Raw genomic sequence first — 20,248 nt, 5'->3', positions numbered from 1 at the left:
ACACAAGCCACCAACACAAAAGAAGTTATTATTACTGTTTCTAAGCGAAAGTTAATAACACCTGAACAGAAACTCGCCACTGCCCGCAGCCACAACATTCTAGTTGATGATGTCACTAGGAACAGTTTGACGACGACACCACACAGCAAAAGCCGCAACGCACTTCAACATTGGGCGGGAACACCTACAGTAAGTTGAAGTTCTTACTCTTCATAGTCGGAAGAAGAAGGCTAAAGCCGATAGTTGACAACCTTCTTTTGAATTATTCTTCCCGCAGCCACTGGATGCTAATGGTTCAAAGCCACGGTCAACACTAACATCCAAACTGCTCTTTCCCTCTAACCCAGCATGGAAACTTCTGCAACCAACGCAACCCGAGTTAACAATCGTTGGTAAGCCAGTCTATCCGTATCTTTCTTCTTTCCAAGGGTCAGCCGTGTTGCTGTATCCCCTCTGCTCCCAGAACCCCAATTCCTGCTCCTTCGTAAACCTCAACTTCCTAACCCACTTCGCACTCTTGTACGCATACTTCTTAGGCACTATAAGCCGCAGCGGTCCACCATGCACAGCCTCCAAAGGCTTACCCTCAAACACATACGCTAAAAGCACATCGTCGCCAAGCAGTTCCTCAAGCGGCAAACTCGTCGCATAATCCCCCTCAGCCACAACTGTCACGTACTTGGCCTCTTTCAACGGCTTAACCACATCGACAATGGTCCTGAACGTTACGCCTTCCCACCTATTGTCCAAGCGGCTCCACCCAGTGACGCAGTGAAAATCGCTAATCCTCACCGCCTTCGGAAGCTTCACAAACTCCTCAAAACTAAGCCGAACCGGATTCTCAACCGGACCCTCAACCGCGAAATCCCACGATTTCACATCAAACTTGGGCACAGAACCGACATGCAAAACCGGAAACTTCGACGTCACCCTCTGATTCGGCGGAATCCTATGCCCCTCCTTGTCCAAGCTAGCACACCTTCAGAGCAACATGCGTAACATCAGAATTATTACTTTTCGCAAGCCCGAAGCCTAGAGCAGAGGTCAGAAACGATTTTTCTCTTCTGAAACACTTTTCTAGATCGAAAACTATTCTAATCAAGCAGCACAGTTACGCGGAGCAAAACCAACCCAGAGAAACAGCAGAGCCAACCAAAAATGCAACAACTGCAGGAATACTCTGAGCTAATACGCCTTCCCGTAGTTCACGAGGCTTTACTCTACGAGAAACAAAGAGGCAACAAAGTCAAATGCAACCTATGCGAATGGCGCTGCACTATCCCACAGGGCAACAAAGGCATCTGCAAAACCAGAATCAACATCGACGGCACACTGCTCACACTAGTCTACGGCGATTTAAGCGCGTTGGAAAGCCGACCTATCGAAATCAAACCCCTCTTCCACTACTGGCCCGGCTCATCAGCGCTCACGTTTTCCACATGGTCATGCAACTTCAACTGCCAATGGTGCCAAAACCACCACCTATCGAAAAAAGAGCCAGATCCACTTAAATCAAACCATTACTTCAGCCCAGAAAAAATCGTCAACCTCGCCACAAACCAACACGACACGGGCTTATGCGCCAGCTTCCAAGAACCCACTATGCTCACAGAATGGGCTCTCCCAGTCTTCAGCTTAGGACGCCAAAAAGGACTCTACTCATGCTACGTCTCAAACGGGTACATGACACAGGAAGCACTGAAACTCTTGAAAGACACAGGCATGACCGGACTAAAGATCGATGTGAAAGGCGACAAGGAAACCTACCAAAAACACTGCGGCGGCGCAGAAGTGGAAAAAGTATGGCACAACGCCCACGAAGCCAAGAAAATGGGCCTCCACGTGGAAATCGTCAACCTCGTCGTGACCGACGTGAACGATGACGACGAATGCCTGCAATGGATTATTAAGAAGCATTTGAAGAACGTGGGCGCAGACGCTCCTCTGCACTTCACACGGTACAGCCCAGCTTACAAGTTCACAAAGCCATCAACCACAGTTGATACCTTAGAGAAAGCCTACACTATGGCTAAGAAAGAAGGAGTCAATTACCCGTACATCGGAAACGTCCAAGGACACAAATACGAAAACACCTACTGCCCAAAATGCGGCGACACACTAATCCAACGCTTCGACCATACCATAACGCAATACGAAGTAACAGAAGACAAAAAATGCCCAAAATGCGGTCACTTAATACCGATCACTGGACGCCGAATTAAGAGATCGCAACCACTCGCTTAGACGTGCGTACTGGTAGCTAAACTGGCTGACGCGTCATCAACATTTTCTCGATGTTTTCCAAACGCTTCTCAATCGCTTCTAATCTATCAAGCACTTGCTTCATAGCTCTACCCAGATCCTCAGTAGCTGGCGCAGGCATCGGCGTTGGAGAAGGCCAACCTGACTCTTCGGGGCGTTCAGGACGTCTCGGCAACGGCACAGGCGGACGATATGCCGCTTTTTCTTCGCCCTTACTCCTGCTCATAAATGCTCGCTAAGAAGAATGCTGCTCAACCCTATTAAACATTAAAAGAAACCACATGTCCGACGCTAGGATCTCGCGTAATGCTGAAAATGTAATTACAATTAATATCTCTATTTACTCTCCACAGAACAAACATAAATGTATAAACTAGGTTAACTCTCAATCTCGCGTCGCGAACCAGAATCACGGGCTGAAACCTCTTTCACTCGCAAAAATAGTGCGCGCGTCATGGAGAAACTCACCCTTTCAATGTAAAATTGAAAAGCACAACCCTATTCAACAAGAAAACATTAAGTTTTTAGTTCGCTATTCAAATAAGGCAAAACAACGCTGTGACTGAGGGAAGGCAGGCGAAAACCCTTTGATGGTGCGACGGGAAGTTCAGGCAGTTATCTTCGACGAAGTTGACAACGCAAAGAAAGTTCTGATTCTCAAGAAAATCGATTACTCAGCTCGACGGCATCGTTGGCGATTGCTCAAGGGTGGAGTAAACAACGGCGAAACCGAAACCGAAGGATTGCAAAGAGAAATCTCTGAGGAAACAGGCCTAAGGAACATCAAAATAATAGGCAAAGTGCATAACTACGAGTTCTTCTTCAGACACATCAGACACGTGGTTTCAAGCTATGTAGTCGAAGCTAACTCAAAGGAACCTATAAAACTGCAGAAATCAGAAGTCGCTGACTACGTTTGGACAACAAAAGAGGAAGCCCTCCAAATGCTTCACTGGAATAATGAAAAAGAGGCACTTGCTCGCCTGAGATAACTGCGCTCATGGAAACTTCGGTCTTATAGCCGCTGTTGAACAAGCATCGACGCATTTCAGACACATTATGCATTCGGGGTGCGTGAATTTCTCCCATGGCTCATCCAATATAGGAACCACCATGGGACAGGCTTTGACACAGTCGCGGCAGTCTTTTCCACAGCGCACAGGATCACGTTTCAAACCTAGGAAGCTGAAGCGCATTAGGATGGCTGACAAAGCGCCTTGAGGACAAAAGTATCGGCACCAGCCCCTTGGGACATACACAGCAAGAGCCAAGGTCAATCCAAGGACTACCAATCGAGCCCAAAACAGCGCTTGACTAGAAGATATCGAGTTGGCAATCAAGCCAGCAGCATCAGCACTAGGCTCAAAGAACAGAGGCAGCGTATGACGCACATCCAAAACCGTTCGGGGAATCACAGCGAACAATGTATCTGCTGGGCTTAACGCATTGAACGGAGCCATGGCGAAGACTCCTAGCGCATCCTGGTAGCCTCTTCCAAGTCCACCAACGATAGATAAAGTCAGAAGACCAGAGACTAGTAGCGTCGCAATCAGGACAAAATACTTCACATTAACCATCTGACTGTGAGTGCGTGGCGAAACCGTTGTGTGTCTTCTCTTCATGACTTCTAGTATGTCTTGAACCAAGCCGAACGGGCAAGCCCACGCGCAGAAAGCTCGACCAACAAGAACCGAAGCCACGAATATTGACGCTATGGCAAGCCATGGTGGAATCAGCAAATAGAGCATGTATTGCAACGCACCGAACGCGTCTCCCATAGTCTTAGTTGGAACGCCCAGCAACCCAGTTACAGGCAGAAGTATAGGCCATGGTCCCAAACCCAGAAAAACTGCGTTGAACAAGAAAAATAGAAACAACTGCACGATGACTCTTGCGGTTTGAAATCTCAACAGTCGTTTTCTGAGACCCGGGGTTCTAGCCTCGTCGGCTCTGGGCTTCATATCTTTTTGTGGTTCTCTTTCCTTACTCAACCTTTCTTCTCACCCAGCGTTCAATGACAGAGATATTGGCTCAGTTAACAGCGTCTATGTTACGTTTTTAGAGACGTGAAAGGCTTAAGTTGCATATAAATCTTCAACAGAACGCGACAGCCACGTTTTAATGGAAGAACACGGCTACCTGGCTTCAAAGAGGGGGCACCTGCTTGCACAATGAAATTCCAGACAAACTCACCCAGCTACTGAAGACACAGAAATACCACTTAATAGGCTCACACTCAGCAGTCAAACGCTGCCGATGGTTCCATGAAGCCCTCGTCAATCAGCGCCCATGCTACAAACAGAAGTTCTACGGTATCAAAACGCACAAATGCGTTCAGATGACGCCGGCTGTCCACTACTGCAATATGCATTGCAGTTTCTGCTGGCGAGCACACAGTGGCGACAAGCCCGACCTCAGATGGAGAGAGACGCCAGATGCACGCTGGGATGACCCTGAACGGATTGTTGAAGGGTGCCTCGAAGCGCAAAGAAAGATACTAACAGGCTACAAGGGCAACCCAAAAACCGACGAATGGAAACTCAGAGAAGCCCTGAAACCAGGACACGTGGCAATAAGCCTTACAGGCGAACCCACCCTCTACCCACACTTGAGCGCATTGCTTCGCCTGTTCAACAAGCGGGGATTCACGACGTTCTTGGTTTCAAATGGAACCATACCCGAAGCGCTGAGCAGACTCAGCGAAGAACCAACCCAGCTGTATGTTTCGCTCTGTGCCTACGATGAGAAAACTTTTCTCGAAACATGTCGCCCGCAGTTCCCAAACGCTTGGACTAGGCTAAATGAAACTCTAAGCCATCTTCCCAGCTTCAGTTGTCCCACCGTGCTCAGACTTACTCTTGTTAAGCATCACAATCTGGCGCACCCCGAACTCTACGCAAAGCTGATCAAGAAAGCCAATCCCACTTACGTTGAACCAGAAAGCTACATGCACGTTGGCTTCTCTCAACTCCGCCTCGAATACGAGAACACGCCAAGCCACATGGAGATCAACACGTTCGCGAAAGAATTAGCGGAAGGAACAGGATACCACGTGCTTGATGAAGCATCTGAAAGCCGAGTTGTCCTCTTGAGCAGGCTGCAAAAGCCTATTAGGCTAACATGAAGCTCTCAATAACCTAACTGGACGGTTACCCACCTTGTCGTTGAAGACCCTGCTAAGTAAGATTCAGAATGAACTACAAAAGCGTGAGAAAATACACGAAGAAGTTCAGCGCGACATGCGCCGAGCCACACGGCTCTCCAAACAAGCCATTTTATTTACACATCAGCAAAGGTTCAAAGAGGCCAAGAAACTGTTGAAAGAAACCACTGAACTCTTCATCAAACTGCATTCTATTGCCGAAACTTATCCAGACATGTCTTACTCAGGCTTAGTAAACGCAGCTCATCAAGAGTACGCAGAAGCGCAGACACTACTGACTCTTGTTGAGGAGAATCGTTTCATCAGACCCGAGGAAATCGACGCGCCGTCAATCGACTACGTCCTTGGACTAGCAGACGTAATCGGCGAATTAAGAAGACGAGCCCTGGACTCACTTCGCAGAGAAGACGTGAAAACAGCTGAACAAAGCCTACAGCTAATGGAGGAAATCTATGTTGAACTCATGGCCATGGACGAAGCGTACATGCTTGTGCCCGGACTCCGCCGAAAAAGCGATGTGGCACGACACTTGATCGAAACCACACGAGGCGACATAACAATCGAAGCTCGACGCAGCTCACTTGAAAAATGCATGAAAAACCTTGAAAAACTAGTCAAGCAAAGAACCAAGCGCCAAAAGTAGAGCTAAAAGAGCATGCTACGCGGCAAGTTCTCGGTTGAAAAGGCTCGGCAGCTTCAGCTACGATTGTCGAAACAAGTCATAAGGGAAGACACGCTTCCTGAGAGGCTCAATTATGTTGCAGGAGTCGACGTAGCCTATGTCGAAGACTTTGCCATTGGTGCAGTTGCCGTACTCAGGTACGCAACATTGTCGCTTGTTGAAGCCCAGATAGCAACAGTGAAGACAAGCTTTCCCTACATTCCCACTCTTTTGTCTTTCAGAGAAATCAAACCAGCACGAGCAGCCATCAAGAAGCTTAAGATACAGCCAGATGTCTTTCTGGTCGACGCTCAAGGAATAGCACATCCCCGTCGACTTGGGTTCGCCAGCCATTTGGGACTACTTACAGACAAGCCAACTGTCGGCGTGGCAAAGAGCCTCCTCTATGGGAGCGTCGATTCAGCGAGCCCAGAAGGTTGGTCCCCAATAACCGATAAAGGCGAGGTCTTAGGCGCGGCGCTGAGCAGAAAGGAAAACGAGCAGCCAGTCTACGTCAGCGTCGGCCACAAGATTTCATTGAACAGAGCCATCGAAATCGTCAAACATTGCACCAAATCGGCAAGAGTGCCTGAACCCATCTACACAGCCCACACCTTGGCAACGAAAGAAAGAGATTTACGCAAACGAAAAATAACCCACCCATAACTATCAACAAGAGGAGAAAAACCAGAACGTGGACCCAAAACTGAAAAGAGCAATCAACAAAATTGCAGGCAAGACACTGCGGCAAAAAGTCGCTGCCTTAATAGAAGACCCCACAATCAAGATAGAAGGCAAAGTGTACGCAGGAATGCCCCTTGAAAAATCGCCTGCGGGCTTATCGCATCATCACAGTTATCCTGGCGGTCTAGTCGAGCACATGATCTCGACAACGAACATCGCTTTGGCCTTATGTGACACCGTAGAGAATGTGTACAATGAGACGGTTGACCGAGACCTAGTTGTAGCCGGCGCACTACTCCATGATATCTTCAAAGCGTTAACGTACGTTGAACGGGAGAACGGTACCTACGTCACGGCACCGCTCGCTGAACGTCTCGACCACCTCACATTGGGAGTAGCTGAACTCATTCAAAGAGGCTTTCCTCTCAACCTAGTTCACATAATCGTTGCTCACATGGGCTGGCAACACGGACCGATGGGACCTAGAACAGCCGAAGCACTAATCGTACACTTGGCAGACATGGCTGATTCAAGGCTAAACGGCGAAGTCTTAAACGCAGCGCAATACTTGCTCAGACAGGCGACAGGCTCGGAACTAAATCGCATCACCGCCAAAGAAGCCTTTCAAATCATCAACGCCAAAACGCAAAAAGGGTGGGAAGCCGTGCCCAAAACTCTAGAAAAACTAAGACAAAGACGTCAGAAACCCCGAAAATCGCCATAAAAAGCTTTTATCACAACTCAAGCTGTCATAGCTCTAGAGAGGGCCCGTTGCCCAGCCCGGATCAAGGCACCGGCCTTCGGAGCCGGAGAACGAGGGTTCAAATCCCTCCGGGCCCGCTCCTATTTGGGTTCAAGTCCCACAAGCTTCGTACAGAAAGCACAGGTCTTTATCCGTTGTGGGTGCGCGCGCTATGGAGGACTAGGCGGTATTGGTTCTTCTGTGGAATGGATCACGCTTACGATGTTCGTGAGTCCAATTTGTCCTTCTCCCTGCATGAAGCGTCCATTCCAACTCAACGTGGCTTCTGCATTCCTCATGATCATCGTCGATATGAGGTGAAGGGTTACTTGCGCCGGCAGCTCTATTTCGAGTTTCTGGTTTGTGTGGTCACTTTGGAGCCGAGTTATGGCTTTCCATTCTACGAGCAGTGCGAACCCTGCGATTTCTGTGTCGAGGTTGCAGGCGCCCAAGTTCCAGCTGAATTCATTGGAAGCTAGTTCCTTCTGTTCAAAGATTAAGATCCCATTGCTAGAGTCTTGAAGCATGAATTGAAGCATCGTTATCTTTGTAGGTTTCGAAATTTCAAATGCAATGACCGTAGCGTAGGACGATCCGTCACTCAGTTGCGCCATAGCTGCTTTTCCGTTCATGTGAAAAGTTGTCGTGTCGGCAAATGCCGATCTCATTGACGCAGCAGAAGAGATCAAGATTAGCATGAGAACAAGCATCTTGCCTATTGTCTTTTTGCATTGCACTTTAGCTGAGGGGCTCATAGAATACAACGAACGCATTCTCCTCAGAGTCATTATCATGTAATCAGTTGTATTTTAGATTTTCTCGAACATTCGACTAGAATGTTAGTGAATACCTGTCGTGCTAGTCGAGTAACCCTTCGAATACGCATTAATGATGCGTAGTACGCGTAGGCCGTACGGTTCACTGGGCCTTGCTGCCTGAGGAAGAGCGAACTAAGTTCTTCTTTATCGTTGCAGGAGATACATCAAACGCATCAACGTCCGTCTTTCTGCGTTTCATTAGACTCTTCTTTAGGTGGATTGCATGAAGCGTTATGCGCTATATTTCACTTTTTTTGTGGAATAACATGGGGTGAGTTCTCAGGAAGGACGCATTATCGACACTTTTATGAGTGGAATCCTTATCCATAAAACATAAATTGGTTTCTACATATTAGTAATGCGCATACCGAAGCATGAATGTATCGCTTCAACACGTCGAGGGGAGAGGGAGACTGAATAAACGTAGTTGGCCAGCCATTACGGTCGACATTTTGGAAACCACCCTACACCCCTCGAACAAGATGCGGGTGATGTACAGGTCGAACCTGAATTTTCAACGATTCAACAGGTATTTCTACGATCTGTTGAGGAAGGGTTTCATAGAAGAGATCGACAATGGAAACGACCGGACTATGTATAGGATCACTGATCGCGGTCGAACGCTGCTTGAGGTTCTCAAGAAGGCGGAGCAGCTCGTTTATTCAGAAGAAGCTTCGGTCTAGATTCTGATTGCCACCTCCCTGATTCTGTCGTCCATTCTCAAGTTTACTTCAAGCTCTACGCTGCTTAGGTTTCTGATTTGTGTCGACTGAACATCAACGCAGGTGTCAGGCGGAATTATGAAAGTCGCAACAGTGGTTTTTGGTTCAGTCGTCATCTCTTCATCTGGGAGAAGGAGTTTCCACTTGGGCTCAAGTCTTATCTTGCTGCCTTCTTCGTCGTATTTGAGGAGACCTTGCTTGGAAAGGAACTTTGAGAATTCGAGAAGCTGGCTGCTTCCAAGTCCCAGCTGATCTGACAGCTCGTCCACCCGGTGCCAATCTCCGTTTTTGATGGTGGAGAAGAACTTCTCTATGGTCAAGAATAGACCACGTGCATACAGTTGTGGGAAGTTGTATTTTAGCCTAGGAGAACATGTGGTAGAGAGAGCTCTCCCGGGGATTTCTGTGTTCATCGATTCCGATTTTCTAGAGAATCTAGCTCTAATGATTTGTACTTTTGGTCTGTACTTATCATCTATACCTTTCATTCTTCATCTCTTATAAAATAGGAACTCGTTATACTATCCTTCAGCTGAGAGTTTCGGAAAGGAGTTTCGATAAGCTTTTGCTCCGTCCTGATAGCACAGGAGGATTATCCAGTGCTGAAGCCACAGATCTCCAAATCCTAGTAGGTGATGTGAGAAACGAGTGGCGGCTCTTGTGGCGGGATCGCATCGATGACAAGGCTAGGGCAGAGGGCATGGCGAGCCGGAACTTTGAGTTGTTGTTTGTCGAACGCGGCACGGTGATAATTGCTACCCGTGACTTTAAGCTGTTGGATTTGAAGGAGATTCTGCGTGTACACAAGATTGAGAATGCTGAGCGTTTTATTCCTCCTCATCCTTCAGTGGGTGGATGGGGTAAGTTCGCTCGCACCATGATAAACACGCAGAGGCGTGTCACGCGTGCGCAACAACTGGAAGAGGCTGTGCCACGTCGAGTGGGTCGGAAGAAGAACTTGCAGCTCAAGAAGGGCGGAAGAGGCTGGCTGCACCGAAGTTCTAGAAAGTGAGTGCGTGCGCTTTTAGCCTAGTATGTGTCTGGAAATGATTTTGATGGTCTTTTCTTCCTAATTGTGCCGCTTTGGTTGTGGTGCGCTGTTTCGACGTGTGGGGTTTGTGACTTTATGGCAGGAGTGGTGGGTCGGCTGTTCACGGTGTATTATCGGTTGAGGACTAGGGTTTGGATTTGGTGGTTTCATAGGAGACTTGGTAAGAAGGCGAGTTGAGTGATGCTGTGAGTGGGCGTTTGTGTGTTGTGCAATTGTTGTAGGCCCCCTCTATTTGGTTCCAAATAGAGTAGTGGCTGTTTTAAGGGGATGATGTGGTGGGTGGGTCTTCTAGAGTTTTGGTGACTGGTGGTGCGGGTTTTATTGGCTCTCATTTGGTTGACTGTTTCATGGGTATGGGGTGTTTTGTCAGGGTTGTTGATAATCTTAATAGTGGTATTTTAGGGAACATTCAGGGTTGGTTGGGTAATTCTCGTTTTAGATTTGTTCGTGGTGATTTGAAGGATTTGGATGTTGCCAAGAATTGTGTTGATGGGGTTGATGTGGTTTTTCATTTGGCTGCTAACCCTGAGGTTCGTGTTGAGATGGCTGAGCCTTCGGTTCATTTTCGTGAGAATTTGTTGGTTACGTTTAATGTTTTGGAAGCTATGCGAGAGAGTAAGAATTCTAAAGTGATTGTTTTTGTTTCCTCTTCAACTGTTTATGGTGAACCTACGGTCTTTCCTACTCCTGAAGATTATGGACCTCTTTTGCCCATTTCTGTTTATGGAGCTTCAAAGTTGGGTTGCGAGTCTTTGATTAGTTCCTATTGTCGTATGTTTGATCTTCGAGGTGTTATTCTTCGTGTCGCCAATATTGTGGGCGAGAGGTCAAATCATGGCATAGTTGCAGATTTTATTGACAAACTTCGGCGCAACCCTAAGGAACTTGAAATTTTAGGAGATGGAAATCAAAGCAAGTCGTATTTGCACATTAGCGATTTTGTGGATTCCTTGATTCGCGCGTTTGATAGTTTCCTTGTTTCGGAAAGGGCTTTTGAGGTTTACAACGTAGGGTCGTTTGATCAGGTCTGTGTGAAGCGCATTGCGGAAATTGTTGTCGCTGAGATGGGGCTTCAGAACGTGGAATTCAGGGTAACTGGTGGAGTTGATGGGGGACGTGGGTGGAGGGGAGATGTCAAGGCGATGTTGCTTTCTTCTGATAGGTTGATTAATCTCGGATGGAAACCTTCGCTGAACAGTGAAGGAGCTATCAAATTGAGCTGTCGTGAACTTTTACGGCATATTAGAGAAGGTGACAAACACTATCATACGCGTGCGCTTCATCATCATATGAAGAAGTAGGACGTTCATGACTCCTTCCTAGCTGATTCTCATCTCTTGGATATCGCGTTTTGGTGTATGGTGAGTGGTCTGGCTTGTCTAGGATTTTGAATTTTGATCAAGCGCGTGAGCGCGCAGGTAAGAAGTATCGGTACAGTCTGGAAATTGTAAGAGACATGCTACTTATTGCTTCAGTGAAGGTTAGGAAGACGAGGATGATGTATCAGGCCAATTTGAGTTTCCGACAGTCGGAGAAGTATTTGAAGAGTCTTTTGGAGAGTGGCTTGATAGATTGTCACGATGATTCTTGTTACTTGATTACGAAGAGGGGGAAGGATTTTCTTCAAATGTATGACGATTACCTTGAGCGGAATAGGAGAATTAATGAGGAAATAAATGGCGCTCACAAGGACAAGCTTCTGCTCGAGAACATGTGTTTCAACAATGAATGCAATTCCAAGCGAATAGCAAATAGAAAAGAAGTTTCCGTGTGAATATCAAAGCAAAACGTGCTGTGGTTGTTCATTTTGTCGGCTGTTAGGTTGCTTTTTGTCTCAGGAATTGTTTTGCGCACGCCAGTTTGGGTGAAAGGGTTGCGGAGTACGCAGAGGGATCTTTTCTTGGATGAGCTTGATCAGGCATTATTACGTGTTGTTGGAGATGATCATCCTGAAACTTCAGATGAAGACCTCGAACTTGCTCGTTTGAGGTCTTCTGAAGGTGATGAGATGGTTATGAATAGGGTTTTGCGCCTTGAAAGTGGAGGCGCGCTGCAACTTTGACATGGTTTTCTCTAGACTTTTGATATAGATATTTGACTCGGTTTATTTCATTGTTGTTTAAATTCCAGAAAAGTTGAATGTTTGTTTCGGGCGCGCAACCTATTCGACAGTGGATTCTGACTCGAATTGCGGAGATGACAGAAATGTTAAGGAGTAAGGATGACGTTACGATAGTCTTGCCCACTCTTAATGAGGAGGAGGCAATCGAGTCAGTTGTCACAGAGTTGAAGCAAGTGGGCTATCATAATATTCTTGTTGTTGATGGTTATTCGACTGATGGTACGGTGAAAATTGCTGAGTCTAACGGCTGCTACGTTGTTTCTCAGCATAGTAGAGGAAAGTGCGGTGCTATTGAAACAGCTATTGAGAATGTGAAGACGCCGTATCTACTTGTCATGGATGGAGATCTCACTTATGATCCGAAGGACATTGACAACCTTTTGGTTCATGCTGACAAGTATGACCAAATAATTGGGGTGCGCGCTAACGGAAGAAAAAATATCCCACGCACAAATCGCTTCGGGAATTGGTTGATCACCAAGACGTTTAATTTGCTCATGGGAACCAAACTGAGTGACGTCTGTTCTGGAATGTATCTGATGGACACTCACGCGGCTCGGGAACTCGAGTTGAATGCCCTAGGTTTTGATGTGGAAGTGGAGATTGCGGCTCAGACTGCCATGAACGGTAGGGTCACGGAGGTTCCGATAGCGTATAGGAAGCGGCTAGGTTCTCAGAAGCTTAGCAGCTGGAAGCACGGGTTCCAGATTATGCGAACGATTTTTGGTTTAGCTCATCGTTATAATCCAGTTCTATTGTTTTCTGGTCTTGTGTCTTTAGCAGTCATTCCTGCATCAGTCATACTCTTGTGGACAGTATTGGAAAGAGTGTCAAGCGGGGCATGGCGCGGCGATTATGCTCTGAGTGGTCTGATGTTGCTGCTTTTGGGGTCCCAGGGCTTAACTGTGGCCACCATATCGCTTCTGTTCAGAAGGATGGAAAAACGCATAATGAGGCAAACGAGGAAAAGCTGAGCGATTTTAGCGCGTATGTGCTTTTTGAAGAAAGTGTTTTTTCATGATCAAGGTTTTGCTGGTTCCTAGCAGTGACTACGTAGGTCATCCTTTCCCCCAAAGGCACAACCAATTGTTCGACAGGATAAATAACGAAAAGGATTTTGAGGTACATGCGATTAGGTTTAGACTGTTTGACAGGCCTAAGCTAAAGACAAAACTGATTTTGCATGAGTTAGATGAAAAAAGAATGGGCCAAGTGGCTCTGCATTATTTGATAAACGGTATCAATTATGCTTCCCAGATAAGAAGAATAGTTAGAAAGGAAAACATAGATGTGGTTGTGTTATCCAATTTAGCCGCACCTTTTGCCTATAGCATCGCAGAGAGGATATCAGGTCTTGATGTTCCCATCATTTTCGATTTGCCTGACTACTATCCTACAAGCGCCGCAGGCTATGTGTCTGACGTGAGGAGCGCAACTGGCATATTACTCACTAAAGTATTTGACCTCATATTACGCTACATGATAAAACGTGTATCTGTGGTAACTGCGGCCTCCCAAGCATTGGTAGAATATAGCGCGCGCGCTGGGGCACGCAGCGTTGCGCTGATTCCCAATGGAATAGCGGAGTGCTTCCTCAAGCTGCGTGAGGGAAACAATTTGCGAGAAAAATTGGGGTATAGTGAGGAGGATTTGGTCGTGGGTTACGTTGGAAGCTTAGAGTTCTGGCTTGATATGAGAAGTTTGATTGATGGGGTTGCCTTGGCTAGAAAGAAAGGGTTGCCTGTGAAGCTCTTGATAATAGGCGGCAAATTGTTTACTAAGTATTCAGAGAAAGTGATGCAGTGGGTTAGGCACGCACAAGTTGAGAAACATACAGAATTCTTAGGCTTTGTGCCGTACGAGGAGGTACCAGAGTACATTGCCGAATTTGATGTAGGCGTAATGCCTTTTGACGTTTTGAATCTAACGGCTTACTACGCTGCGCCCAACAAGATGTGGGAATACCTGTCTCAAAAAATACCTGTCATATCTACTCCTATCCCTGAAGTTCTAAGAAATTCCGATTGCGTGCTAACAGCTTTAACACCTGAAGACTACGCCCAACAACTTCTGTGCATAGCCAAAGCACGTGCACACGGAAAAACCGAAGTGTATCAAAAGGTAGAAACAGGTTATAGAAACGCTTTGAATCGAACATGGACAAACTCGGCAGCGCTTTTTGCATCTATAATTTATTCGTCACTTTATCAAACGTAATAGCGCCCAGAACTGGATTTTGACACTACTGAAACTGCAAAGTTCTGAGCGTGCGTTCAGAGGCATTTGAAATAGCGCGCGCGGCAATTGAAAAAGACGCTCTGACGTGAAGATACATGTCTATTCTGAGACCTTCACTTGTATTCATAACTGTTCTGGTTTTAGCATCTTGGTTTTCTGTTGGCGCACGCTTTGCAGCAGCTGGTGAAGATACGGTGGCATTGGCTATCTCAAATGGCGAAGATATAATAAACTCTGCGTTTCAAACTGTCTTGGAGGCTGAACAAGCCGGGGCTAATGTCTCGCGTCTATTGATTAGCTTGAATTCTGCTGAGCAGCTTTTAGTTCAGGCGCGCTTCTCATTTAGGATTGGAGATTTTGAGAATGCGTCGAGGTTAGCTGAGCGAAGCAAGGAAATTGGAGTTGTTGTTGAGTCAGAAGCTGCTGGTTTGAGGGATTTGGCTGAAAAGTCGTGGCATGAACGTTTTTTTGTCGCAATTGCCGGATCGATGTCTTCTATAGGGATTATTGCTAGTGGAAGTTTTATCGGTTGGCGCTTTTTCAAGCGTCGCTATTATCGGCGTGTTTTGGGAATGAAACCGGAGGGATCTCCAGATGAGCCTTAAGGGGTATCTCAATTTTTTCTTAGCTGGTAGTTTGCTGTTGATTTTGATTGCGTCCTATCCTGCACTTGTTATGCTCCTTCCTTTTCCGAGGAGCATGGAGCTTTTTTCTGAGATTTGGATTTTGGGTCCGACGCGAATGTCTGAGGGATATCCTTTTAATGTCAGTGCTAATAAGCAGTATGGCCTTTTTTTTGGCGTACGCAATGATTTGGGCCGTTCAGCTTATTATGCCGTCTATGTGAAGTTTCGAAATCTAACTCAGCCGGCACCGGATTCTTTGAACTCTAAACCTAGTCCGTTGCCCTTGGTCTATGAGTTTCGTGTATTTCTTGCCGATGGTCAGAAATGGGAAATGGCTTTCAATTTCATGATCCGAAACGTGTTCTTTAGAGAAGATTCTTCCTTGGTCAGTAGTTTATCAATAGATGACGTGGATTTTCAAGTTGACTGTCTTTCCAAGTGGAGTTCAGAGTACAGCGGATTCTATTACCAGTTGTTTTTTGAACTTTGGCTTTATGATAACGCGTTGCGGGAGTTTCATTATCATGACCGCTTTGTTGGATTCTGGGTCAACATGACGGGTTAGTAATTTCTGTGTTTTTTGGTTCGCTTCGCGCGTGCTGTGGGTGTCCTTTCGTTCGAAATTTTGAAGCATAAGGTTGTGAAGGGATGCAGGTGGCTGTAGGCAAGAGGGACATTACTGTCGTCATTCCAACTCTGAATGAAGGGAAAACGATAGGGCAAGTTGTAGGCGAATTGAGTCGAGAAAGTTATGATAATGTTTTGGTTAGCGCACGCGCAATGGCCTGTTGACTTTTGAGGTATTGTTCTATGCGCGCGCATTCCTCTTAGCGCGCTTAAACGACTTAGCGTGGAAAAAAGACATGGCCAGGCCCAATGTAGTGTTGATAAATCCTCCAAATCCAAGAAACCTTGTTGCTGATAGAGATGCTGCAGGCGGATTTGGAGTTTTGCGGACAAAAGAGCAAATTGCATTCCCTCCATTGACGCTTCTATATAGTGCTTCGGTTTTGGAAAGACGCAGATTTCCCTTAAGAGTTCTTGACTGTAGCGCTATGAATTACGATGAGAAAAAGGCCATCAAAAATTGTTGCAGCTTTGAACCACGGGTTGCAGTAGTTTTAACGTCTACGCCGACTTTTAATCTAGATTGCAGTTTCGCAAGACAACTCAAGAAGCAAAGCGAAGAAATAACACTGATAATGATTGGACCGATGGTAAGAGTTTTTCCCACAAAAACACTAAATTTGTCCGGAGCAGATTTTGGCGTACTTGGTGAGCCAGAAAATGTCTTGCCCGATCTCATTGGTTGCATTCATGCTCATAAAAGTCTAGTGTCGATGAAAGGGCTAGTTTTTCGGCGCAGTGAAGGGTTGGTTTCAACAGGGGATGCTCCTTTATTAAAAAATCTCGATGCATTACCATATCCAGCTTGGCATCTTTTGCCTTACAAAAGGTTTTTCTTCACTATATCTTCAAGCAGAGGTTGTCCCTATGGCTGTTTCTATTGTCCTTATGTGATTAGTCAAGGGCTAGAATATCGTTTTAGGAGTCCTGAAAACGTAGTAAATGAAATGCGGTATCTCAAGGAACGTTTTGGTGCCAAGCTGATTCAGTTTAGAGATCCAACTTTTTCTTTTCTTAAAGAGCGTGCGAAGGATATCTGTAGACTCATTATGCAGAAGAAGGTAGATGTTGACTGGATTGTAGAAACAAGACCTGAGACTGTAGACTTTGAGCTTTTGGGGCTGTTGGCTAAGGCAGGCTGCTGTGAAATGCTTTTGGGAGTCGAGTCTGGTAGCAAAAGAATCTTAGACAGTATGGGTCGACTCCTCCCCAAATTTTCTGCTGACGCCTATTTGGATCATGTTCGAAAAATTGTTGAACGAGCAAGGAGTTTAGGTGTAGTTCCACTTGCTTTTTTTATGTTGGGGTTGCCTGAAGAGAATTGGGATACTGCGCTTGCAACGATTAATTTTGCAAAGGGGCTCAGAACCGCTGTTCAGTTTTCTATAGCATCTCCTTACCCTGGGACAAAATTCTCCGAAATGGCGAATAGTGAAGGACTAATTAGTGACAGTGATTTATCTAAAATGGATACCTACACTTGTTCTGTAGTTCGTACGCGATACCTAAGTACTGAAGACCTAGAGAGAATTGTGAGGCGAGCTAATTACGAGGTTCGTGCTCAGAAGGGACTGGAAACGTTGGCGAGAAAGAACATCAGATTCTTGCCTATGCATTTTCTTCATTTTCTTGCTGTAAAAGACAAGGTAGGCTTTGCAAAGAAAGGCGCGTATACAATTACGAACCTGTTAAAGAAGAAAAATCGTGATTGAGATGAAAGTACTGCTAGTTTATCCACCTGACTCATATTTAGCAGGAGAAGAATATTTTGTTCATAGAAGCCCTCCATTAGGGCTTGCTTATATCGCAGCTCTACTCGAGAAGGCAGGTCATGATGTTGAAGTGATTGATTGTGTGATTGAAAATTGGAGACAACGGATTTGGGAAGATGATTGCTACCATGTCGGATTGTCGTGGAATGAGATGAGATCCCGGATCAAACAAGTAGAGCCTGACATTGTTGGTATATCATGCATGTTTTCCTGTCAGTTTCGCAACGCTCAAAAAACGGCGAGGTTAGTCAAAGAGGTGGATCCCAACATACCCGTAGTTGTGGGAGGCGCGCATCCTTCCGGGGCTCCATCATTGGTAATGAAAGACCCAGACTTTGATTTTGTCATAATCGGTGAGGGAGAATATTCGATGCTCTCCCTTGTAAATTGTCTTGAAGAGGGGGGTTCATTAGACGTTGTTCAGGGACTTGTTTTCAGAGAGAATGACGTGCTCAAAATTAATCCGAGGAAGCATTTTCCAAGAGACCTAGATGTATTACCATTTCCAGCGAGACATCTGTTTCCTATAAAGGAATATCTCGTTCTCTCTGCAGATTATAAGATGAACGGCATTTCTGCTAAGCGTATACCTTTCACGACGATGATCACTTCACGTGGATGCCCCAATCGGTGCGTTTTCTGCGTGATACATAAAGTGTGGGGACGTTTTTGGAGAGCTAGAAGCCCAAGAAACGTTGTGGACGAGATTGAACTCTTAGTCGACAAATATAAAATTCGAGAAATTCATTTTCAAGACGATAATCTCACCTTAGATAAGAATAGGATGAGAAACATCTGCAGAGAGATACTGAATAGAGGAGTAGACATTTCATGGACGACCCCAAATGGTGTACATGTAAATACGTTAGATGAAGATCTATTGCAGATTATGAAAAGATCGGGTTGTTACAGACTTTTTCTTGGAATAGAATCTGGCAATCCCTATATACTAAACAGCATAGTCGAGAAGGGATTATCCTTAGCTAGAGTTAGAGAAGTAGTAAAGCTCATAAAGCGATTGGACATGGAGACGGTTGGATTCTTTGTGCTCGGCCTTCCCGGCGAAACAAAGGATACCATGAAGGACACCGTCGAATTTGCCAAATCTTTAGATCTTGATCATGCTCAATTTTCCATCGCTACTCCTTATCCTGGCACAGACTTGTATGATCAATGCAAATCAATGGGCTATCTGAAAAATGAAGATTTGTCGAAATTATGGGTCGGATGCGCAAATATCAGCACAGATGCTTTTTCTTCAGAGGATGTCCAGAAAGTATGTGATAATGCTAAGCGAGAATTTGAATTGCATAAACTGGTGAAACACCCAAGGAAACTATTTAGTCGGAATGAACTGAGAAAGATATGCAAATATTTCTTAAGGGACACGCGTCTACAAAGATGAAAGCGCTCGTGCATTTTTTTGGAGGCAGGAAAAATGCGTGTTTTGCTCATCTCGGAGTTTTATCCACCGAAGATCAGTGGTATTGCTCAACATGTGAGAAGACTTGCATTAAACCTTGCCAAAAGAGGTCATGAAATTCAAGTTCTGGTTTCGGACCCGTCTCACAAAGCTGTTGAAAACGAGGAAAATGTAGAGGTTGTGAGAACTAAGCATATTCTGTCCAGTTTTAAGTGGATCTTTACTGATAAGGAGATGTGCTATGTCCCCCCTCTACCTGACTTTGTTTTGAAGAAAGGTATTATGAAAGTTATTGCGGCCTTTGGTCCTGATATTGTTCATGTACATGGTTGGCCAATGTATACCGTGGCTGCTCTCAAGAAACGATTTCCGCGTTTACCAATTATTTCTACGTTTCATGATTATGGCTTCTTCTGCCCCAAGCAAACGAGTTACAATGAAAATGAGAGAAGTATATGCTACCAGAGAGAACCGCTAGTGTTTAGATGTGTGTCATGTGCTCGAAACAGTCATGGGTTAATGAAGTCGTTTGCCATAATGTCATCGATGTTAGCTTTTCGAAAATTGTTAGGCAATCTGGATCAAATAGTGGCTGTAAGCGATTACCTCCGTAATGTGACTATAGAGGCTGGTTTTAATAACGTTCGGGTAATTCCTAACTTTATTGATCTGAACGAAATGAAAAAGATTGAGAAAACATGTTTTGGCAATGAAGGATCTTTCTTGACTGATATCCTTTACGTGGGAGCGTTAGTGCCGTACAAGGGAGTACATGTCCTTCTGAAAGCATACAAAACTCTGAAGAATAATCTCAATTTTCTACCTCAATTAACCCTTGTTGGAAGATCACATCTGAAATGGTCTTTCAATATCTCGGATTCAAAAGTGAAGATGATCTCTAACATGCCTAGTGACATTGTTTTCTCCTACATGCAACATGCCAAGATTGTTGTAGTCCCGTCAGTTTGGCCTGAAGCTTCTTCTCTGGTCACTCTTGAGGCTATGACCTTCAAGAAACCAGTGATTGCTTCTGCGATAGGTAGCTTAAGAGAGTTTGTTCAAGATCGAGAGACGGGGTTGCTGGTTCCTCCAAATGATCATCTGGAATTAGCGAGCGCTATCAAATACTTGCTGGAAAAGCCGCAAAGAATGAAACACATGGGAATAGAAGGATATAATAGAGTAGTCAAATTGTTTTCCGCAGAAAAAGTTGTTCCTCAAATCGAGGATTTGTACAAAGAAGTTGGTGAGTGAATGGTAGGTACAGTTGGCAGACTACGACTACTTTTTAAGCGCGCGCCCCATGCAATGAGGTTCACGTTTTAGGATTCGAATTT

Annotated in this window: 23 protein-coding genes and 1 tRNA gene; 19 read left to right on the top strand and 5 right to left on the bottom strand. The window is 45.5% G+C overall.

Going from position 1 to position 20,248, the window contains the following annotated elements; translation table 11 throughout:
* Window positions 1–402: 402 nt before the first annotated feature.
* A complete protein-coding gene (locus VJ249_11420; protein ID HKZ95169.1) occupies window positions 403–969 on the bottom strand; it encodes a sulfite oxidase-like oxidoreductase in 567 nt (188 codons plus the stop codon).
* 189 nt (window positions 970–1,158) lie between these two features.
* On the opposite strand from VJ249_11420, the gene amrS reads away from it, so the two are divergent.
* A complete protein-coding gene (gene amrS, locus VJ249_11415; GenBank protein HKZ95168.1) occupies window positions 1,159–2,244 on the top strand; it encodes an AmmeMemoRadiSam system radical SAM enzyme in 1,086 nt (361 codons plus the stop codon).
* 16 nt (window positions 2,245–2,260) lie between these two features.
* Here the strand turns inward: amrS and VJ249_11410 are convergent, their stop codons facing one another.
* The gene (locus VJ249_11410; protein ID HKZ95167.1) at window positions 2,261–2,488 is read right to left on the bottom strand and encodes a hypothetical protein; all 228 of its coding nucleotides are present in this window, start codon (window positions 2,486–2,488) and stop codon (window positions 2,261–2,263) included.
* Between the two features lie 364 nt (window positions 2,489–2,852).
* Here VJ249_11410 and VJ249_11405 point away from each other — a divergent pair, with 364 nt between their 5' ends.
* Window positions 2,853–3,254, top strand: a complete 402-nt coding sequence (locus VJ249_11405; GenBank protein ID HKZ95166.1) for an NUDIX hydrolase — start codon at window positions 2,853–2,855, stop codon at window positions 3,252–3,254.
* Between the two features lie 6 nt (window positions 3,255–3,260).
* On the opposite strand, the gene VJ249_11400 is transcribed toward VJ249_11405, so the two are convergent.
* Window positions 3,261–4,253 (bottom strand): 4Fe-4S binding protein, encoded by a 993-nt coding sequence (locus VJ249_11400; protein ID HKZ95165.1) that lies wholly within the window; start codon window positions 4,251–4,253, stop codon window positions 3,261–3,263.
* A gap of 173 nt (window positions 4,254–4,426) precedes the next feature.
* Between VJ249_11400 and twy1 the strand changes: the two genes are divergently transcribed.
* From twy1 to VJ249_11375, 5 genes are all read left to right on the top strand, one after another.
* Window positions 4,427–5,386, top strand: a complete 960-nt coding sequence (gene twy1, locus VJ249_11395; GenBank protein ID HKZ95164.1) for a 4-demethylwyosine synthase TYW1 — start codon at window positions 4,427–4,429, stop codon at window positions 5,384–5,386.
* A gap of 34 nt (window positions 5,387–5,420) precedes the next feature.
* On the top strand, window positions 5,421–6,068 hold the full coding sequence (locus VJ249_11390; GenBank protein ID HKZ95163.1) for a hypothetical protein: 648 nt from the start codon (window positions 5,421–5,423) through the stop codon (window positions 6,066–6,068).
* 12 nt (window positions 6,069–6,080) lie between these two features.
* Window positions 6,081–6,752 carry a deoxyribonuclease V gene (nfi, locus tag VJ249_11385; protein ID HKZ95162.1) on the top strand — a complete coding sequence of 224 codons (672 nt, stop codon included), beginning with the start codon at window positions 6,081–6,083 and terminating at the stop codon, window positions 6,750–6,752.
* A gap of 28 nt (window positions 6,753–6,780) precedes the next feature.
* The gene (locus VJ249_11380) at window positions 6,781–7,494 is read left to right on the top strand and encodes an HDIG domain-containing protein (GenBank protein ID HKZ95161.1); all 714 of its coding nucleotides are present in this window, start codon (window positions 6,781–6,783) and stop codon (window positions 7,492–7,494) included.
* Window positions 7,495–7,534: 40 nt separating this feature from the next.
* Window positions 7,535–7,610, top strand: a tRNA-Arg gene (locus VJ249_11375).
* Window positions 7,611–7,682: 72 nt separating this feature from the next.
* Here VJ249_11375 and VJ249_11370 read toward each other — a convergent pair.
* Window positions 7,683–8,285 (bottom strand): hypothetical protein, encoded by a 603-nt coding sequence (locus tag VJ249_11370; GenBank protein ID HKZ95160.1) that lies wholly within the window; start codon window positions 8,283–8,285, stop codon window positions 7,683–7,685.
* 419 nt (window positions 8,286–8,704) lie between these two features.
* On the opposite strand from VJ249_11370, the gene VJ249_11365 reads away from it, so the two are divergent.
* Entirely contained in the window at window positions 8,705–9,013 is a 309-nt protein-coding gene (locus VJ249_11365; protein HKZ95159.1) for a DUF4364 family protein, read from the top strand.
* On the opposite strand, the gene VJ249_11360 is transcribed toward VJ249_11365, so the two are convergent.
* Window positions 9,010–9,372: a hypothetical protein gene (locus tag VJ249_11360; GenBank protein ID HKZ95158.1), complete on the bottom strand. Its 363-nt coding sequence runs from the start codon at window positions 9,370–9,372 to the stop codon at window positions 9,010–9,012. The two genes, VJ249_11365 and VJ249_11360, sit on opposite strands and share 4 nt — an antisense overlap.
* 245 nt (window positions 9,373–9,617) lie before the next feature.
* Here VJ249_11360 and VJ249_11355 point away from each other — a divergent pair, with 245 nt between their 5' ends.
* The 11 genes from VJ249_11355 to VJ249_11305 all read left to right on the top strand — a co-directional run bounded on the left by VJ249_11355 (window position 9,618) and on the right by VJ249_11305 (window position 20,165).
* Window positions 9,618–10,064: a hypothetical protein gene (locus tag VJ249_11355; protein HKZ95157.1), complete on the top strand. Its 447-nt coding sequence runs from the start codon at window positions 9,618–9,620 to the stop codon at window positions 10,062–10,064.
* A 338-nt stretch (window positions 10,065–10,402) separates the two neighbouring features.
* Complete coding sequence (locus tag VJ249_11350; protein HKZ95156.1) at window positions 10,403–11,404, top strand: NAD-dependent epimerase/dehydratase family protein; 1,002 nt, start codon at window positions 10,403–10,405, stop codon at window positions 11,402–11,404.
* Window positions 11,405–11,478: 74 nt separating this feature from the next.
* A complete protein-coding gene (locus tag VJ249_11345) occupies window positions 11,479–11,877 on the top strand; it encodes a winged helix-turn-helix domain-containing protein (protein HKZ95155.1) in 399 nt (132 codons plus the stop codon).
* 126 nt (window positions 11,878–12,003) lie between these two features.
* A complete protein-coding gene (locus tag VJ249_11340; protein HKZ95154.1) occupies window positions 12,004–12,165 on the top strand; it encodes a hypothetical protein in 162 nt (53 codons plus the stop codon).
* 143 nt (window positions 12,166–12,308) lie between these two features.
* Window positions 12,309–13,199 (top strand): glycosyltransferase family 2 protein, encoded by an 891-nt coding sequence (locus VJ249_11335; GenBank protein HKZ95153.1) that lies wholly within the window; start codon window positions 12,309–12,311, stop codon window positions 13,197–13,199.
* A gap of 43 nt (window positions 13,200–13,242) precedes the next feature.
* On the top strand, window positions 13,243–14,442 hold the full coding sequence (locus VJ249_11330; protein ID HKZ95152.1) for a glycosyltransferase: 1,200 nt from the start codon (window positions 13,243–13,245) through the stop codon (window positions 14,440–14,442).
* 116 nt (window positions 14,443–14,558) lie between these two features.
* Window positions 14,559–15,068, top strand: coding sequence for a hypothetical protein (locus tag VJ249_11325; protein HKZ95151.1), 510 nt, complete (start codon window positions 14,559–14,561; stop codon window positions 15,066–15,068).
* The gene (locus tag VJ249_11320; GenBank protein ID HKZ95150.1) at window positions 15,058–15,654 is read left to right on the top strand and encodes a DUF1616 domain-containing protein; all 597 of its coding nucleotides are present in this window, start codon (window positions 15,058–15,060) and stop codon (window positions 15,652–15,654) included. Before VJ249_11325 ends, VJ249_11320 begins: the two co-directional genes overlap by 11 nt.
* A gap of 223 nt (window positions 15,655–15,877) precedes the next feature.
* Window positions 15,878–17,428, top strand: coding sequence for a radical SAM protein (locus tag VJ249_11315; GenBank protein HKZ95149.1), 1,551 nt, complete (start codon window positions 15,878–15,880; stop codon window positions 17,426–17,428).
* Between the two features lies 1 nt (window position 17,429).
* Complete coding sequence (locus VJ249_11310) at window positions 17,430–18,893, top strand: radical SAM protein (protein ID HKZ95148.1); 1,464 nt, start codon at window positions 17,430–17,432, stop codon at window positions 18,891–18,893.
* A gap of 18 nt (window positions 18,894–18,911) precedes the next feature.
* Window positions 18,912–20,165, top strand: a complete 1,254-nt coding sequence (locus VJ249_11305; protein ID HKZ95147.1) for a glycosyltransferase family 4 protein — start codon at window positions 18,912–18,914, stop codon at window positions 20,163–20,165.
* The last annotated feature ends 83 nt before the right edge of the window (window positions 20,166–20,248 follow it).

The organism is Candidatus Bathyarchaeia archaeon (assembly GCA_035283685.1).
In the GTDB taxonomy this organism is placed as follows: domain Archaea; phylum Thermoproteota; class Bathyarchaeia; order Bathyarchaeales; family Bathyarchaeaceae; genus DATETJ01.
The sequence above is the reverse complement of the archived record's forward strand: the minus strand, read 5'-3'. Positions and strand labels throughout refer to the sequence as shown.

Bases quoted from the DNA above. Each gene is read 5' to 3' on its own strand.
- VJ249_11335 (HKZ95153.1), top strand. From the start codon at position 12,309: ATGTTAAGGAGTAAGGATGACGTTACGATAGTCTTGCCCACTCTTAAT.
- VJ249_11330 (HKZ95152.1), top strand. From the start codon at position 13,243: ATGATCAAGGTTTTGCTGGTTCCTAGCAGTGACTACGTAGGTCATCCT.
- VJ249_11410 (HKZ95167.1), bottom strand. From the start codon at position 2,488: ATGAGCAGGAGTAAGGGCGAAGAAAAAGCGGCATATCGTCCGCCTGTG.
- VJ249_11370 (HKZ95160.1), bottom strand. From the start codon at position 8,285: ATGCGTTCGTTGTATTCTATGAGCCCCTCAGCTAAAGTGCAATGCAAA.
- nfi (HKZ95162.1), top strand. From the start codon at position 6,081: ATGCTACGCGGCAAGTTCTCGGTTGAAAAGGCTCGGCAGCTTCAGCTA.
- VJ249_11365 (HKZ95159.1), top strand. From the start codon at position 8,705: ATGAATGTATCGCTTCAACACGTCGAGGGGAGAGGGAGACTGAATAAA.
- VJ249_11320 (HKZ95150.1), top strand. From the start codon at position 15,058: ATGAGCCTTAAGGGGTATCTCAATTTTTTCTTAGCTGGTAGTTTGCTG.
- VJ249_11405 (HKZ95166.1), top strand. From the start codon at position 2,853: ATGGTGCGACGGGAAGTTCAGGCAGTTATCTTCGACGAAGTTGACAAC.
- VJ249_11325 (HKZ95151.1), top strand. From the start codon at position 14,559: ATGTCTATTCTGAGACCTTCACTTGTATTCATAACTGTTCTGGTTTTA.
- amrS (HKZ95168.1), top strand. From the start codon at position 1,159: ATGCAACAACTGCAGGAATACTCTGAGCTAATACGCCTTCCCGTAGTT.
- VJ249_11310 (HKZ95148.1), top strand. From the start codon at position 17,430: ATGAAAGTACTGCTAGTTTATCCACCTGACTCATATTTAGCAGGAGAA.